Source organism: Microbispora sp. H10670 (assembly GCF_014161385.1).
GTDB classification, from domain to species: Bacteria; Actinomycetota; Actinomycetes; order Streptosporangiales; family Streptosporangiaceae; genus Microbispora; species Microbispora triticiradicis.
The window spans coordinates 71,545-85,517 of sequence record NZ_JABBWW010000005.1 but is presented as its reverse complement, the minus strand read 5'-3'; the positions used below and the strand labels follow the sequence as shown (position 1 = coordinate 85,517).

Below are 13,973 nucleotides of genomic sequence, written 5' to 3'. Positions count from 1 at the left end.
GGCGGTCCGCCGATTCTCGGCGGCTGATAAAGATCGTCAGCCGCGAAGCTTGGAGATGTTGTTGTAGCTGAGCGCGGCGTACTGCAGCGACTGACCCGGGTTGGCGGTGCCGCCGGGCGCGTTGTCCTGCTCGTACATCGGGTTGTGGTAGCCCTTGGCGCCCATCTCGGAGAAGAAGGACTTGTAGTCGATGTCGCCGGTGCCGAACGGAACCATGTCGTAGCCGTTGGCGGTACCGGTGTTGATCTTGCCGTCCTTGGCGTGGAACAGCGGGAACCGCATGGTCTGGGCCTGCACGACGCCGAGCGGGTTGAAGATCTGCGTCTGCGCCGAGCCGTCGGGCGCGGTGTAGGCCTTGTGCTTGTACTGCGCCACGTGGGCCCAGAAGATGTCCATCTCCAGCCACACGTGCTTCGGGTCGGTGTTCTGGAGGAAGTACTCCAGGCGGCGGATGCCGGAGGAGCGGGTGGGCCGGCCCTGCGCGTCGAGCGGTCCGCTGTCGAGCAGGAAGCTGTAGGCCACGTCGTGGTTGTGGGTGTACAGCTTGAGGCCCGCCTCGGAGGCGATCTGGCCGAGAGCGTTCCACTTCTCGGCGGCCACGTCCCAGTCGGCCTTGTAGGCGCTGCTCGTCGGGTCGTTGCCGGTGCCGACGTGCTTCATGCCGAGGATGTTGGCGATCTCCAGGTGGAGCTTGAAGCGGTCCAGGTCGGCCTGGTTCAGCGGCCAGGAGCCGGGGATGAAGCCGTGGTTGCCCTGGGCGACCAGGCCGCTGTCGTCCAGCCAGCCGCGCAGCAGGCGGGCGCCCTCGACGCTCTCCAGGCTGGCGCCGCCCTCGGCGTTGCGGTGCTGGGCGTAGCCGGCGAACTCCACCTGCGCGTAGCCGATCCGGCCGAGCTCCTGCAGAACGGCCCGGAAGCCGGACGGGAGGTTGCTCGACAGCGGGTCGCGGCTGATCGCGTCCCGGACCGTGTAGAGGATGATGCCGCGCCGCGGCGGCGGGACCAGGATGCCGTTGGCGGCGCGGGCGACCGACTTCATCGGGCCGGCCGCGGTGACCGCGGCGACGGCCGCCATGCCGGTCGTGGCCGCGAGGAACTGGCGTCGGTTGAGCCCCAGCTTGCGTCCGAGGTTTCCGGCCGTCTCCATCTCTTCTTCGTACGCACTCATCTGTCTTACTAACTCCATCTGCGTGGAAGCACCTGGGTCCTCGGGTGGGTCCTCGGGGGTCAGGTGTGTGCGGAGCACTTGACGAGCAAGTTACGCCTCTTTCACCGGGCGTGGAAGAAGTTTCGTCATGATCTTTTGAACTTTCTACCGTCAGAGGACAAAGTTCCCCGCAGGGAGGTTGGGCGACCAGGGATTTCGGGTGGGAAACGAGGGGCGGAAGGGGTGGTGGACGATCTTGAGCTCACCGCTTCATCGCAGGTAGATGAACTTTGTGTAGCAAGCCGGAAACTTTTGCTTGTGCGTGGCAAAAGGTCCCACTTAGTATCCGAATGTTCCGGGGTCATCCTTCATACCCGAGTTGACGGGAGAGTTACAGTGCCCATCGGTGTCTGGCTGGTCGGCGCCCGGGGGTCCGTCGCGACCACGGCAGTGGTCGGAGCGGCGGCGGTACGGGCGGGAGCCGCCCTGCCCACGGGTTGCGTCATCGAGGCCGCCGGCTTCCCCGGCGACTTCCCGCCCCTGGCCGACCTGGTGTTCGGCGGCCACGACGTGGTCGGTACGCCGCTGCGCAAGAGGGCCGAACTGCTCGCCCAGGCGGGCGTGCTTCCTCCCGCCCTGACGACTCTCCTCTCGGCGGACATCGACGCCGCCGAGGCCGAGATCCGGCACGGCTACGTCCCGGGCGTGGAGACCCAGGCGGAGGCCGCGCGCCGGCTCGCCGGCGACATCGCGGACTTCCGCGAGCGGCACGGCCTCTCCCGCGTGGTCGTGGTGGACGTGTCCTCGACCGAGCCGCCGGCCGAGGTGCCGTACGCCCGGCTCGCCGACCTGGAGGAGGCGCTGGCGTCCGGGGCGGACGCGCTGCCGCCCAGCTCCCTCTACGCCTACGCGGCCTTCCTGACCGGCAGCGGCTACGTGGCGTTCACGCCCTCCGCCGGACCGACGCCGCCCGCCCTGGACGAGCTGGCGCGGCGCAACGGCGCTCCGTACGCGGGACGCGACGGCAAGACCGGGGAGACGCTGATCAAGAGCGCGCTCGCGCCGATGTTCGCCGGCCGCGCGCTGCGGGTCCGGTCGTGGTCGGGGCTCAACCTGCTCGGCGGCGGCGACGGCGCCACGCTGGCCGACCCCGCCGCCCGGGCGAGCAAGTCGGCGAGCAAGGCGCGCGCCGTCCCCGCGATCGTGGGCGAGGAGGTCGAGGGCCTGACGCACATCGACTACGTCGCCGACCTGGGGGAGTGGAAGACCGCCTGGGACCACATCACGTTCGAGGGGTTCCTCGGCGTCCGGATGACCATGCAGTTCACCTGGCAGGGGTGCGACTCGACGCTGGCCGCCCCGCTCGTCCTCGACCTCGTCCGCCTCGTCGCGCGGGCGCAGGAGGCCGGGCACAGCGGCGTGCTGCCCGAGCTCGGCTACTTCTTCAAGGACCCGCTGGGCGGCGCCGGGCACGACCTGCCCGCCCAGTACGCCCGGCTGGTGGAGTTCGCCCGGTCACTCGCGGGCGAGACCCCGGCGGACGAGGCACCGACGGACGAGGCACCGACGGGCGACCGGCCGTGAGGGCCTGGCTGGAGCTGGTCCGCGCGCCCGCCGCGCTGTCCGTCCCCGGTGACACGCTCGCGGGGGCGGCCGCGGCCGGGCGGGCCGCCCGGCCCGGCCTCGCCGCGGCGTCGGTGCTGCTCTACTGGGCCGGCATGGCGCTCAACGACTGGTCCGACCGCGAGCTCGACGCGGTCGAGCGGCCGGAGCGGCCCATCCCCTCCGGGCGGATCAGCCCGGCGGGGGCGCTCGGGGTCGCCGTCGCGCTGACCGGCGCCGGGGTGGCCGCCGCCGGGATCTTCGGCGGACGGCGCGGGCTGGCGCTCGCGGGCCTGCTCGCGGGTTCCGTGTGGGCCTACGACATCAAGCTCAAGCACACGCCGGCGGGCCCGGCCGCCATGGCGGCCTGCCGCGTGTTCGACGTCCTGCTCGGCGCGGGCCCCGCCACCCGGGCCGCGGCCCCCATGGCCCTGGCCGTCGGCGCGCACACGTACGGGATCACCCTGCTGGGCACCGCCGAGGTCGACGGCGCCGAGCCTTCGACGATCGTCGGCGCGATGGCCGCCACCGGCGCGACCGCCGCGCTGGCCGCCGTCGCCTGCCGGGGCGGCGGAACCGTGGAACGCCTCGGCGCCGCCGGGCTGATCGCCGGGTATCTCGCCACGGCCGGGCGCGCCCAGGTGGCGCTGTGCACCGACCCCGACCCCCAGCACGTACGGCAGGCCGTGCGGATGAGCATCCTCGGCCTGATCCCGCTGCAGGCGGCGGCCGTCGCCGGGCGGGGCAGGCTCGCCCAGGCGGCGGCGCTGCTCGCCGCGCTGCCCGCCGGCCGGTGGCTGTCGGCGAAGGTGGCCACCTCGTGAGCGCGCTCCTGAACAGCGTCCCCGTGAATTGGGCGTACTGCACCAACGGCTTCCGCGACCACCCGCTCGACGAGGCGCTGCGCGTCCTCGCCGGCCTCGGCTACACCGGTGCGGCGATCACCCTCGACCACGGTCACCTCACCCCCGACGCCCCGCCCGCCGAGGTGGACCGGATCGCGGGGCTGGCGCGGCGGCTCGGCCTCGCCCTGGCCGTCGAGACCGGCGGCAGGTACACGCTCGACTCCCGGCGCAAGCACTTCCCGACGCTGCTGCACGCCGAGGGGGAGGCGCGGGCGGACCTGATCCGCCGCGCCATGCGGATCGCGGCCGACCTCGGCGCTCCGGTGGTGCACTTCTGGAGCGGCATCCGGCCGCCGGAGGTGCCCGAGGCGGAGGCGTGGGACCGGCTCGCCCGGCACTGCGAGCGCCTGCTCTCCGAGGCGGAGCGGGTGGGCGTCACGCTCGGGTTCGAGCCGGAGCCGGGGATGCTCGTGCAGGACCTCGCCGGGTACGAACGGCTGCGCGGCCTGCTCGGCGGGCACCCCCGCTTCGGCCTCACCCTCGACATCGGGCACTGCCGCTGCCTGGAGCCGTACGACGTGCCCGAGTGCGTCGAGCGGGCGAAGCCCTATCTGGTCCACGTGCAGATCGAGGACATGCGGCGGGGCGTGCACGAACACCTCGAGTTCGGCGAGGGCGAGATCGACTTCCCGCCCGCGCTCGCCGCCCTCGACGGCTTCGGCGGCCTCGTGGCCGTCGAGCTCGCCCGGCACAGCCACGCGGCTCCCGACGTGGCGAGAAGGTCGATCGAATTCCTGAGGAGGGCACATGACCTGGCTGGCGCGGGCCGTAGCCGACGTTGAGCGCGACCCGGAGACCGTCCACGCGCTGTTCCCGAGGGCCGCGCGCGACGGCGGCCCCGGCGCCCGCGTGGAGCTGCTGAGAGCGCTCGCGAAGGCCGGGCCGGAGCCGGCCGAGGCCGTCACGAGGCTCTACTGGCAGGGTGACGCCTCCGAGCGGCTGGACATCCTGCGGGCGCTCCCGGACCTCGACCTCGGCCCGGCCGCCCTGCCGCTCGTGCACGACGCCCTGCGCACCAACGACACCCGGCTGGTCGCCGCCGCGCTCGGCCCGTACGGCTCGGCCTGGCTCGACGACCACGCCTTCCGGCAGGGTGTGCTCAAGTGCGTCTTCATGTCCGTTCCGCTAGCGTCGGTCGAGGGCCTCGACCGGCGCTTCGACGAGGAGCTGCGGCGCATGCTCGCGGACTTCGCCGCCGAGCGCCGCGCGGCCGGACGTCCCGTTCCCCCCGACGTTCTCGAGAGGCTCTGATTCCCATGCGGATCTTCGATCCCCACGTCCACATGACGTCCCGCACCACCGACGACTACGAGCGCATGTACGCCGCCGGGGTCCGGGCCATCGTGGAGCCGGCCTTCTGGCTCGGCCAGCCGCGCACCAACGTCGGGAGCTTCCTCGACTACTTCGACGCGCTGCTGGGCTGGGAGCCCTACCGGGCCGCGCAGTACGGCATCCGCCATTACTGCACCCTCGCGCTCAACCCCAAGGAGGCCAACGACCCGCGGTGCCAGGGCGTGCTCGAGGAGCTGCCCCGCTACCTGCTGAAGGACTCGGTGGTCGCGGTGGGCGAGACGGGGTACGACTCCATGACGCAGGAGGAGGAGCGCGTCTTCGAGGCCCAGCTCGCGCTGGCCGAGGAGCACGGCCTTCCGGTGCTCGTGCACACGCCGCACCGCGACAAGGCCGCGGGGACCCGCCGCACGCTCGACGTGGTCAAGGGGATCGACCCGGGGAAGGTGCTCGTGGACCACCTCAACGAGCTGACCGTCGGCATGGTCCACGAGGCCGGCTGCTGGATGGGCTTCTCGATCTACCCCGACACCAAGATGGACCCGGACCGCATGGTCGCGATCCTCAAGGAGTACGGCACCGATCGGATGATCGTGAACTCCGCCGCCGACTGGGGACGCAGCGACGTGCTGAAGACCCGCGAGGTCGGCGAGGCCATGCTGGCCGCCGGGTTCACCGACGACGACGTGGACCAGGTGCTGTGGCGCAACCCGGTGGCCTTCTACGGCCAGAGCGGGCGCCTGGTCCTCGACGACGTCGAGTCCGGCGGCGACTACGAGGGCAACACGATCCTGCGCGGGACGCGCTGACCATGCGCCTGCGTCATCCCGCCGGTCCCGTCGTCCACCTGGCCTACTGCACGAACGTCCACCCCGCGGAGGACCTCGCGGGAATCCACGAGCAGCTCACCGGAGTCGCCGCGCGGGTGCGCTCGCTGACCGGCGCCGGGCGGCTCGGGCTCGGTCTGTGGCTGTCGCGCCGCGCCGCCCGGGCGCTGCGCGACGACCCCGCCGAGCTCGCCCGGCTGCGCGCCCGGCTGGACGAGCAGGGGCTCGAGGTCGTCACCCTCAACGGCTTCCCGTACGGAGGCTTCCACGACGAGGTCGTGAAACTGCGGGTCTACCGGCCCGACTGGGCGGAGCCGGAACGGCTCGCCTACACCCTCGACCTGGCCGAGATCCTCACCGCGCTGCTGCCGGACGACGTGACCGAGGGCTCGATCTCGACGCTGCCCCTCGCCTGGCGCACCGGCTGGACGCCGGCCAAGGCCGCGGCCGTCAACGCCAGCCTGGCCGTGCTCGCCCGGGGCCTGCGGGCGCTGGCGGAGCGCACCGGCAAGACGATCCGGGTCGGCTTCGAGCCCGAGCCGGGCTGCGTCGTGGAGACCACCCCGCAGGCGGTGGCGTTGCTCGGCGGGGCCGACCGCGACCACCTCGGCGTCTGCCTGGACGCCTGCCATCTCGCCGTCGGCCTGGAGGAGGCCGCCGACGCGGCGGCCCTGGGACTGCCGATCGTCAAGCTCCAGGTGTCGTCGGCGGTGGAGGCGCCGCCGGGCGGCCAGCACGCGCTGGCGGCGTACGTGGAGGAGCGGTACCTCCACCAGACGCGGTGCGCGGCGGGCTACACCGACGACCTGCCCGAGGCGCTGGCCGGGGCGCTGCCCACGGACCTGCCGTGGCGCACGCACTTCCACATGCCCCTGCACGCCGCGCCCCCGCCGCCGCTCACCACCACCTCCTCCTATCTGGAGGACCTGCTGCGGCTGCTGGTGACCCCCGCCTCCCCCCACGGGGACCTCGCCGCCCCCCTCACCCGGCACCTCGAGGTCGAGACCTACACCTGGAGCGTGCTGCCCGGCCCGGTGGACATCGCCGAGGGCATCGCCGCGGAGCTGGACTGGACCCGGCGGCGGCTCGCCGCCCTCGGACTTAAGGAGATCTGATGGCGCCCGTCGTCGTCGTCAACGTCGTCGGCCTGACCCCGCGCCTGCTCGCGCACATGCCGAACGTCGCCAAGGTGGGGGCCGCGGCCACCCTGAAGCCCGTGCTGCCCGCGGTGACCTGCACGATGCAGGCCACCCTGCTGACCGGGGCCATGCCGCGCGACCACGGCATCGTCGCCAACGGCTGGTACTTCCGCGACCTCGGCGAGGTCTTCCTGTGGCGGCAGCACAACCGGCTGATCCAGAGCGAGCAGCTGTGGGACGCGGTGCCGGGGATGCGCACGGCCAACGTCTGCTGGTGGTACGCCATGGGCGGCTCCAGCGACTTCATCGTCACCCCCCGGCCCGTCTACTACGCGGACGGCAAGAAGGACCAGGACTGCTACACCCGTCCTCCGTCGCTGCACGACGACCTCGTGGCCGAGCTCGGGGAGTTCCCGCTCTTCTCCTACTGGGGGGCGAACGCCAACATCGCCTCCTCCAAGTGGATCATCGCGGCCGCGCGCCGCATCCTCACCCGGGAACGGCCGGACCTGCTGATGGTCTACGTGCCGCACCTCGACTACGACCTGCAGCGGTTCGGCCCGGACGCGCCGCAGGCCGTCGCGGCGGCCCGTGAGGTCGACGCGGCCCTCGCGCCCCTGCTGCGGGAGGACGCCACCTTCGTCGTGGTGTCGGAGTACGGGATCACCAACGCGTCCCGGCCGGTGGACGTGAACCGCGCGCTGCGCCGGGCCGGGCTGCTGGAGGTCTACACCCAGGCCGGGATGGAGTACCTGGACCCCTGGGCGTCCCGGGCCTTCGCCGTGTCCGACCACCAGATCGCCCACCTCTACGTGCGCGACCCCGCCGACCTGCCCCGCGTCCGCGACATCGTGGCCGAGCTGCCCGGCGTGGACGAGGTCCTCGGCCAGGAGGGCAAGGCGAGGTACGGCCTCGACCACGACCGGGCCGGCGATCTCGTCGCCGTGGCCGACCCGGACGCCTGGTTCACGTACTACTACTGGCTGTCCGACGATCGCGCGCCCGACTTCGCGAAGCTCGTGGAGATCCACCGCAAGCCCGGATACGACCCGGCCGAGCTGTTCATGGACCCGGACGACCCGTTCGTGAAGCTCCGCGCCGGCGCGGCGCTGGCCCGCAAGAAGCTGGGCTTCCGCTACATGATGTCGGTGGTGCCCCTCGACCCGGCGCCGGTGCGGGGCAGCCACGGCCGGCTGCCCGACACGGCGGCGGACGGTCCGGTGCTGCTGGGCCCCTTCGAGGGCGAGTCCTACGCCGCGACGGAGTTCAAGGGCCTGTTGACGCAGCTGCTCAAGGGCTGAGAGACACCTGTGACAAGGCCGCCGTCCCGCGATCGGGGCGGCGGCCTTCGCCTTGGGGGAAGGCTCACTCCGCCGAGAACAGGTGGTCGCTGATCAGGCGGGCCGCCCCGACGATTCCGGCGGTCCCGCCGAGCTCCGACAAGACGATGGGCAGGTTGCCGGTCGCCAGCGGCAGGGAGCGCTGGTAGACGACGCTGCGGACCTCCGCGAGCAACGCGTGGCCGAGACCCGCCACCCCGCCCCCGATGATCACCAGGCCGGGGTTGAAGAAGCTCACCAGCGAGGCGAGCACGAGCCCCACGTGCCGGCCGCCCTCGCGGACCATCCGTACGGCGGCGGCGTCGCCCGAGGCCGCCGCCGCGCCCACGTCCTCGGCGGTGAGCACGCCCTCGTGCGCGAGCCGCTCGGCGAGGAAGGCGGAGTCGCCGGAGCGGGCGGCGGCCAGGGCGTCGCGGGCCAGCGCCGCGCCGCCGAAGTACGCCTCAAGACAGCCCGTGTTGCCGCACGTGCACAGGGGGCCGTCCTCGTCCACCCGGATGTGGCCGATGTCGCCCGCGCTGCCGGTCACCCCGCGGTAGATCCCGCCGTCGACCACGATGCCGCAGCCGATGCCCGTACCGATCTTGACGAGCAGGAAGTCGTCGACGGACCTCGCGAGCCCGGCGTGCAGCTCGCCGAGCGCCATGATGTTCACGTCGTTGTCCACCAGCACCGGGCAGCCGAACTCCCGGGTCAGCGACTCCCGTACGGGGAAGCGGTCCCAGCCGGGCATGATCGGGGGCGAGACCGGCGTCCTGTCGCGGAAGCTCACCGGGCCGGGGACGCCGAGGCCGATGCCGTGGATCACGCCGTGCGTCTCGGCCGTCTCACCGGTGAGCAGCTTGCCGACGAGCTCCATCGTCTGGTCGAGGACCGCCTCGGGGCCCTCCCGCACGTCGGCCGGCTTCGACAGGTGGCCGAGCACCTCCAGCTCGCCGTTGGTCACGCCCACGTCGATGGAGGTGGCGCCGATGTCGACGCCGACGAAGCGCAGATCCGAGGAGAGGCGCACGATGCCCGAGCGCCGTCCGCCCCGGGACGCCGCGAGGCCTCCGGACTCCACCAGGCCCAGCTGCGCGAGGCGGTCGAGTTCGAGGGCGAGCTTGGACGCGGACAGACGGACCACCTCCCCGAGCTCGGCGCGTGAGCGCGCGCCGTCCTGACGCAGGAGGCGCAGGAGCCGGGCCTGGTGCGGATTCTCGGGGCGAACCGTCATTCGCTTCACGCCGCTCTTCGGGGTCGGGAGAACTTCGGGATCGGGGAAATCGGTTGCATGAAGTAACTGACTCTACTTCTGCTCTGGCCCCCTCAACTTTATTACAGGACTGTCTTACTTTTAGCCTGGTATGTGAAAAGTTTCTATGAATCTTGCCCAGGTGGCGGCCATGCCGATACGGCCACCGCGTGTACGGGCCGGTAGCTTTGCCTCCATGGGCAGGACGATGGGCAGGACGGCGGGTAGTCATGTGGTCGTCGTGGGCGCCGGCATCGCGGGACTGGCCGCGGCGCTGCACCTGAGCCGGGCCGAGGCGGGGCTGCGGGTCACCGTGCTGGAGGCCGCGCCGAGGATCGGCGGCAAGCTGTACTCCTCGCCCGTCGCGGGGGTGGAGGTCGACGCGGGCGCCGAGTCGATGCTGGCGCGGCGGCCCGAGGGCACGGAACTGGCCCGGCTCGCCGGTCTCGGCGACGACCTGGCCGACCCGGGCACGACCCGGGCGGCGGTCCTGTCGCGGGGGTCCCTGCGCCCGCTGCCCAGGCAGCAGGTCATGGGCGTGCCCGCGGACGTGGTCGCGCTCGCCCGCTCGGGCATCCTGTCGCCCGCCGGGCTCGCCCGGGTGCCGCTCGACCAGTTCCTGCCGCCCACGCTCGTGACCGGCGACGTCTCCGTCGCGGCCTACGTGCGGGCCCGGATGGGGAGCGAGGTCGTCGAGCGGCTGGTGGAGCCGCTGCTGGGCGGCGTCTACGCCGGGCGGGCCGAGTCGCTGTCGCTCGACGCGACCATGCCGCGCGTCGCCGCCGCCGCCCGCACCGAGCGGTCCCTGCTGCAGGCCGCGAGGAGCATGGCCGCCGAGGCCCCGGCGGACGCCGGGCCGGTCTTCACGACCCTCAGGAGCGGCATGGGCGCGTTGCCGGCCGCCGTGGCCAAGGAGTCCGGCGCGCAGGTCCGGACCGGCGTCACCGTGCGCGACCTCCTCCGCACGCCAGACGGCTGGCGGCTGGTCACCGGCCCCACCCGCGACGAGGAGATCATCGACGCCGACGCGGTCGTCCTGGCGGTCCCGGCGCGGCCCGCCTCCCGGCTGCTGCGGCGCGAGGTGCCCGGGGCGGCTGCGGAACTGGCCGCGATCGAGTACGCCGGGATGGCGATCGTCACGCTCGCCTACCCCCTGACGGCCTTCCCCGAGCCGCCGACCGGCAGCGGCTACCTGGTCCCGCCGGTGGAGGGCCGGCCGGTCAAGGCCGCGACGTTCAGCAGCGTCAAGTGGCCCCACCTGGCGGAGGCCGGCCGGGACGTGCTGATCGTCCGGTGTTCGCTCGGACGGCTGGGGGAGGAGGCGGTGCTCCAGCGCGACGACGCCGAGCTGACGGCCCTGGCGACGGACGAGATGACCGAGGTGATGGGCGTCCGCGGGCTGCCGCTCGACACCCGGGTGACCCGCTGGGGCGGCGCGCTCCCGCAGTACGAGGTCGGCCACCTCGACCGGGTGGCCCGGGTGCGGGCCGCGATCGCCGGGCAGCCCGGCCTGGCCGTGTGCGGCGCCGCGTACGAGGGCGTCGGCGTCCCGGCCTGCGTCGCCGGCGCCCGGACGGCCGCCCGGCTCGTGCTCGACCACCTGCGGACGGCGCAGGCCGCCCCGGGGGCCTGACCACCTCGCCGTACGGGCAGAATGGAGCCATGACGGAGCCCGCCCCGCGCCCCAAGGCACGCGATCTCAACCTGGTCATCCGGTACACGATGTGGTCGGTCTTCCGGCTGCGCGACCGGCTCCCCGACGCCCGTGAGGCCGTCGCCGGAGAGGTCGAGGAGCTGCTCGCCCAGGCGGCGGGCAAGGACGTGACGACGCGCGGCTGCTACGACGTGGCGGGGTTCCGCGCCGACGCGGACTTCATGTTCTGGTGGCACGCCCCCTCCCCGGAGGACCTCCAGGAGACCTACGCCCGGTTCCGCCGTACGGCGCTCGGCCGCGCGAGCGAGCCGGTCTGGTCGGCGATGGCCCTGCACCGGCCCGCGGAGTTCAACAAGTCCCACGTCCCGGCCTTCCTCGCCGACGAGGAGCCCCGCGGCTTCGTCTGCGTCTACCCCTTCGTCCGGTCCCTGGAGTGGTACCTGCTGGAGGACTCCGAGCGCCGCAGGATGCTCGCCGAGCACGGGATGATGGCCCGCGAGTACCCCGACGTGCGGTCCAACACGGTCGCCTGCTTCGCGCTCAACGACTACGAGTGGATGCTGGCCTTCGAAGCCGACGAGCTGCACCGCATCGTCGACCTGATGCGCCACCTGCGTGGGGCCGAGGCGAGGCGGCACACCAGGATCGAGATCCCCTTCTACACCGGCACCCGCAAGCCGGTCAGCGAACTCGTCGCCGCGCTGCCCTAGCGATCGACACCCCCAGGACGGCCCAGGTCAGGGCTTCGACCAGGGGGCCCGCCGCGCCGAGCGCCATCGTCAGCGGCAGCGTCGCGGGCAGGACGGCCGCCACGGGACGGGGCACCGGCCCGTGGCGGAAGCACGCGATCGCCAGCAGGACCAGCCCGGCCATCCACAGCGCGATCCCCGGCACGAACAGCGCGCCGAGCGGGTCCGGCGCGTCGTGGCCGAGGAGGAAGGTGGTCGTCACCGGGACCGCGACGAGCGCGTGGCCGAGGCCGTACAGCAGCGCCCCGGCGTCGCCGACCCGCCCCCAGCCCTCCGCCGGGCGGTGGACACGGCGCAGCGCGAGGACGGCCGCGACCGCCGCCATCAGATAGAGCGCGTACGCGCCCTCGATGACGTAGTCCGCCGGAGAGGCGAACGGCACCGTCTGCGCGTGCAGGATCTGCGTCACGCCGAGCGTCAGTGCCGCCGCCGCGGCGGCGGCCGGAGCGGCGGCCGGCGCGGTGGGGGTGGTGGAAGTGCGGGGCGACGCGGTGGCGTCCATGACGGTTCTCCTCCGGAGGGTGCTGTCGTTGCCCGTCCAGATTCGGGCCGTGACGATCCCGGCCGGAGGAGCCGATGTTCCCGTCCGCGGGGGAACGCCTCCCGGATCTCCGGGAGGCAGGCTCAGCCCGTGGCGAGTCCCGCCGCGCGGGCGGCGGCGACCGCCCCGGCGCGGTCGCGCACGCCGAGCTTGACGAGGACGCCGGAGACGGCGTTGGCCACGGTCTTCGGGCTGACGCCCAGGCGCGCCGCGATCGCCTGGTTGCCCAGGCCCGACGCGACGAGTTCCAGGATCTCGTACTCCCGGTCGGTGAGCGCGGGGAACGGCCGCGGGGACACGCGGGGCGGCGCGTGCAGCAGGTTGATCAGGGACTCGGCCGCGCCGGTCCCGAAGACGGCCTGTCCCCGGGCCGCCGCGCGCACCGCGGCGACCACGTCGTCCTGGCCGGCGTTCTTGAGCAGGTAGCCCCTGGCGCCCGCGCGGACGGCCGCCAGCAGCGACAGGTCGTCGTCCGACATCGTGAGCATCACCACGCTCGGCGGGCGGGCCCCGGCGGACAGCCGCCGGGTCGCCTCGATGCCGTCCATGTTCGGCATCGAGATGTCCATGAGCACGACGTCGGGGCTGTGCGCGCGGGCGGCGGCGAGCGCCCGCAGGCCGTCCTCGGCCACCGCGACGACCTCGATGCCCTCAACGGTCGACATCAGCGCCCCGAGGCCGTCGCGGACCACCGGGTGGTCGTCGACGACGAGCAGCCTGATCACAGGGGAATCCACGCGGCCACCACCGTTCCGCCGCCGGGGGCGGCGTCGATCGTCAGCTTTCCGTCCAGCTCCTCCACCCGCTCCCGCATGGAGGTCAGCCCGACTCCCGGGACGGCCTCGGGCGCGAGCCCGCTCCCGTCGTCGCGCACGCTCAGCTCGAACCCGTCCGTCGTGCCGGTCTTCGCACCGGCCGCGGTCCGGCCGAGGCGTACGGCGCAGCGGCGGGGCCCGCCGTGCCGCACCGCGTTCGTCAGCGCCTCGCGGGCGACCAGGTAGGCCGTGACCTCCACGGCGGCCGGCAGGCCGCTCACGTCCCCGGCCGTGACCTCGATCTCCACCCCGCCGGCGCCCAGCGTCGCGGCGGTGTGCTCGACGGCGCCGGCCAGCCCGAGCTGGGCCAGCTCGGGTGGCCTCAGCCCCCGCACCAGGCGGCGTACGCCCGCGCCCGCCTCGGCCACGTGCGTCCTGATCTGGGTGAGCAGGCCGCGCGCCCGCTCCGGGTCGGCCTTCAGCGCGTTGCCCGCGGCGTCCACCGTGAAGCCGATGCCCGCGAGGAAGGCGCCCAGCCCGTCGTGCAGGTCCCGGCTGAACCGCCGCCGCTCCTCCTCCCGCGCGGTGACCAGCAGCGTCCGCGAGCGCTGCAGCGCCGCGGCGCGGTGGGCGGCGGCGAGCGCCGCCCCGGCGTGCGACGCGAGCGGGGCGAGCACCCGCACGTCGCCTCCCGACAGGCCGAGGACGCCGAGGACCTCGTCCTGGAAGCGCAGCGGCACCGACACGCCGAGCGGGGCGGGCGTGCCCCGCCGGCGCCGAGGCAGATCCAC

Annotated in this window: 14 protein-coding genes; 9 read left to right on the top strand and 5 right to left on the bottom strand. The window is 73.5% G+C overall.

Features of this window, described 5'->3' with window-relative positions; genetic code table 11:
- Positions 1-36: 36 nt before the first annotated feature.
- Positions 37-1,167 (bottom strand): sugar phosphate isomerase/epimerase family protein, encoded by a 1,131-nt coding sequence (locus tag HHX33_RS09515; protein WP_182874244.1) that lies wholly within the window; start codon positions 1,165-1,167, stop codon positions 37-39.
- A 375-nt stretch (positions 1,168-1,542) separates the two neighbouring features.
- Here HHX33_RS09515 and HHX33_RS09510 point away from each other — a divergent pair, with 375 nt between their 5' ends.
- From HHX33_RS09510 to HHX33_RS09480, 7 genes are read left to right on the top strand one after another with little or no spacing between them, the layout of a single operon-like run.
- Entirely contained in the window at positions 1,543-2,730 is a 1,188-nt protein-coding gene (locus HHX33_RS09510) for an inositol-3-phosphate synthase (protein ID WP_182874243.1), read from the top strand.
- A complete protein-coding gene (locus HHX33_RS09505) occupies positions 2,727-3,572 on the top strand; it encodes an SCO3242 family prenyltransferase (protein ID WP_182874242.1) in 846 nt (281 codons plus the stop codon). Before HHX33_RS09510 ends, HHX33_RS09505 begins: the two co-directional genes overlap by 4 nt.
- Positions 3,569-4,435, top strand: coding sequence for a sugar phosphate isomerase/epimerase family protein (locus HHX33_RS09500; RefSeq protein WP_310741280.1), 867 nt, complete (start codon positions 3,569-3,571; stop codon positions 4,433-4,435). The genes HHX33_RS09505 and HHX33_RS09500 overlap by 4 nt, the downstream gene beginning before the upstream one ends.
- Positions 4,401-4,904, top strand: a complete 504-nt coding sequence (locus tag HHX33_RS09495; protein WP_111699525.1) for an EboA domain-containing protein — start codon at positions 4,401-4,403, stop codon at positions 4,902-4,904. Before HHX33_RS09500 ends, HHX33_RS09495 begins: the two co-directional genes overlap by 35 nt.
- 5 nt (positions 4,905-4,909) lie before the next feature.
- Entirely contained in the window at positions 4,910-5,752 is an 843-nt protein-coding gene (locus HHX33_RS09490) for a TatD family hydrolase (protein WP_182874241.1), read from the top strand.
- A 2-nt stretch (positions 5,753-5,754) separates the two neighbouring features.
- Positions 5,755-6,885, top strand: a complete 1,131-nt coding sequence (gene eboE / locus HHX33_RS09485; protein WP_111699527.1) for a metabolite traffic protein EboE — start codon at positions 5,755-5,757, stop codon at positions 6,883-6,885.
- A complete protein-coding gene (locus HHX33_RS09480) occupies positions 6,885-8,210 on the top strand; it encodes an alkaline phosphatase family protein (protein WP_111699528.1) in 1,326 nt (441 codons plus the stop codon). The genes eboE and HHX33_RS09480 overlap by 1 nt, the downstream gene beginning before the upstream one ends.
- 64 nt (positions 8,211-8,274) lie before the next feature.
- On the opposite strand, the gene HHX33_RS09475 is transcribed toward HHX33_RS09480, so the two are convergent.
- The gene (locus tag HHX33_RS09475) at positions 8,275-9,465 is read right to left on the bottom strand and encodes an ROK family transcriptional regulator (protein WP_138460001.1); all 1,191 of its coding nucleotides are present in this window, start codon (positions 9,463-9,465) and stop codon (positions 8,275-8,277) included.
- Positions 9,466-9,679: 214 nt separating this feature from the next.
- On the opposite strand from HHX33_RS09475, the gene hemG reads away from it, so the two are divergent.
- Positions 9,680-11,116 (top strand): protoporphyrinogen oxidase, encoded by a 1,437-nt coding sequence (gene hemG, locus HHX33_RS09470; RefSeq protein ID WP_259402302.1) that lies wholly within the window; start codon positions 9,680-9,682, stop codon positions 11,114-11,116.
- 29 nt (positions 11,117-11,145) lie between these two features.
- Positions 11,146-11,847 (top strand): hydrogen peroxide-dependent heme synthase, encoded by a 702-nt coding sequence (gene hemQ / locus HHX33_RS09465; RefSeq protein WP_138460003.1) that lies wholly within the window; start codon positions 11,146-11,148, stop codon positions 11,845-11,847.
- Here the strand turns inward: hemQ and HHX33_RS09460 are convergent.
- The 3 genes from HHX33_RS09460 to HHX33_RS09450 form a co-directional block, all read right to left on the bottom strand.
- Positions 11,819-12,388 (bottom strand): hypothetical protein, encoded by a 570-nt coding sequence (locus HHX33_RS09460; protein ID WP_182874240.1) that lies wholly within the window; start codon positions 12,386-12,388, stop codon positions 11,819-11,821. The genes hemQ and HHX33_RS09460 overlap by 29 nt on opposite strands.
- A gap of 122 nt (positions 12,389-12,510) precedes the next feature.
- On the bottom strand, positions 12,511-13,164 hold the full coding sequence (locus HHX33_RS09455; RefSeq protein WP_310741279.1) for a response regulator transcription factor: 654 nt from the start codon (positions 13,162-13,164) through the stop codon (positions 12,511-12,513).
- Positions 13,149-13,973 carry a sensor histidine kinase gene (locus tag HHX33_RS09450; RefSeq protein WP_182874239.1) on the bottom strand — a complete coding sequence of 275 codons (825 nt, stop codon included), beginning with the start codon at positions 13,971-13,973 and terminating at the stop codon, positions 13,149-13,151. Before HHX33_RS09450 ends, HHX33_RS09455 begins: the two co-directional genes overlap by 16 nt.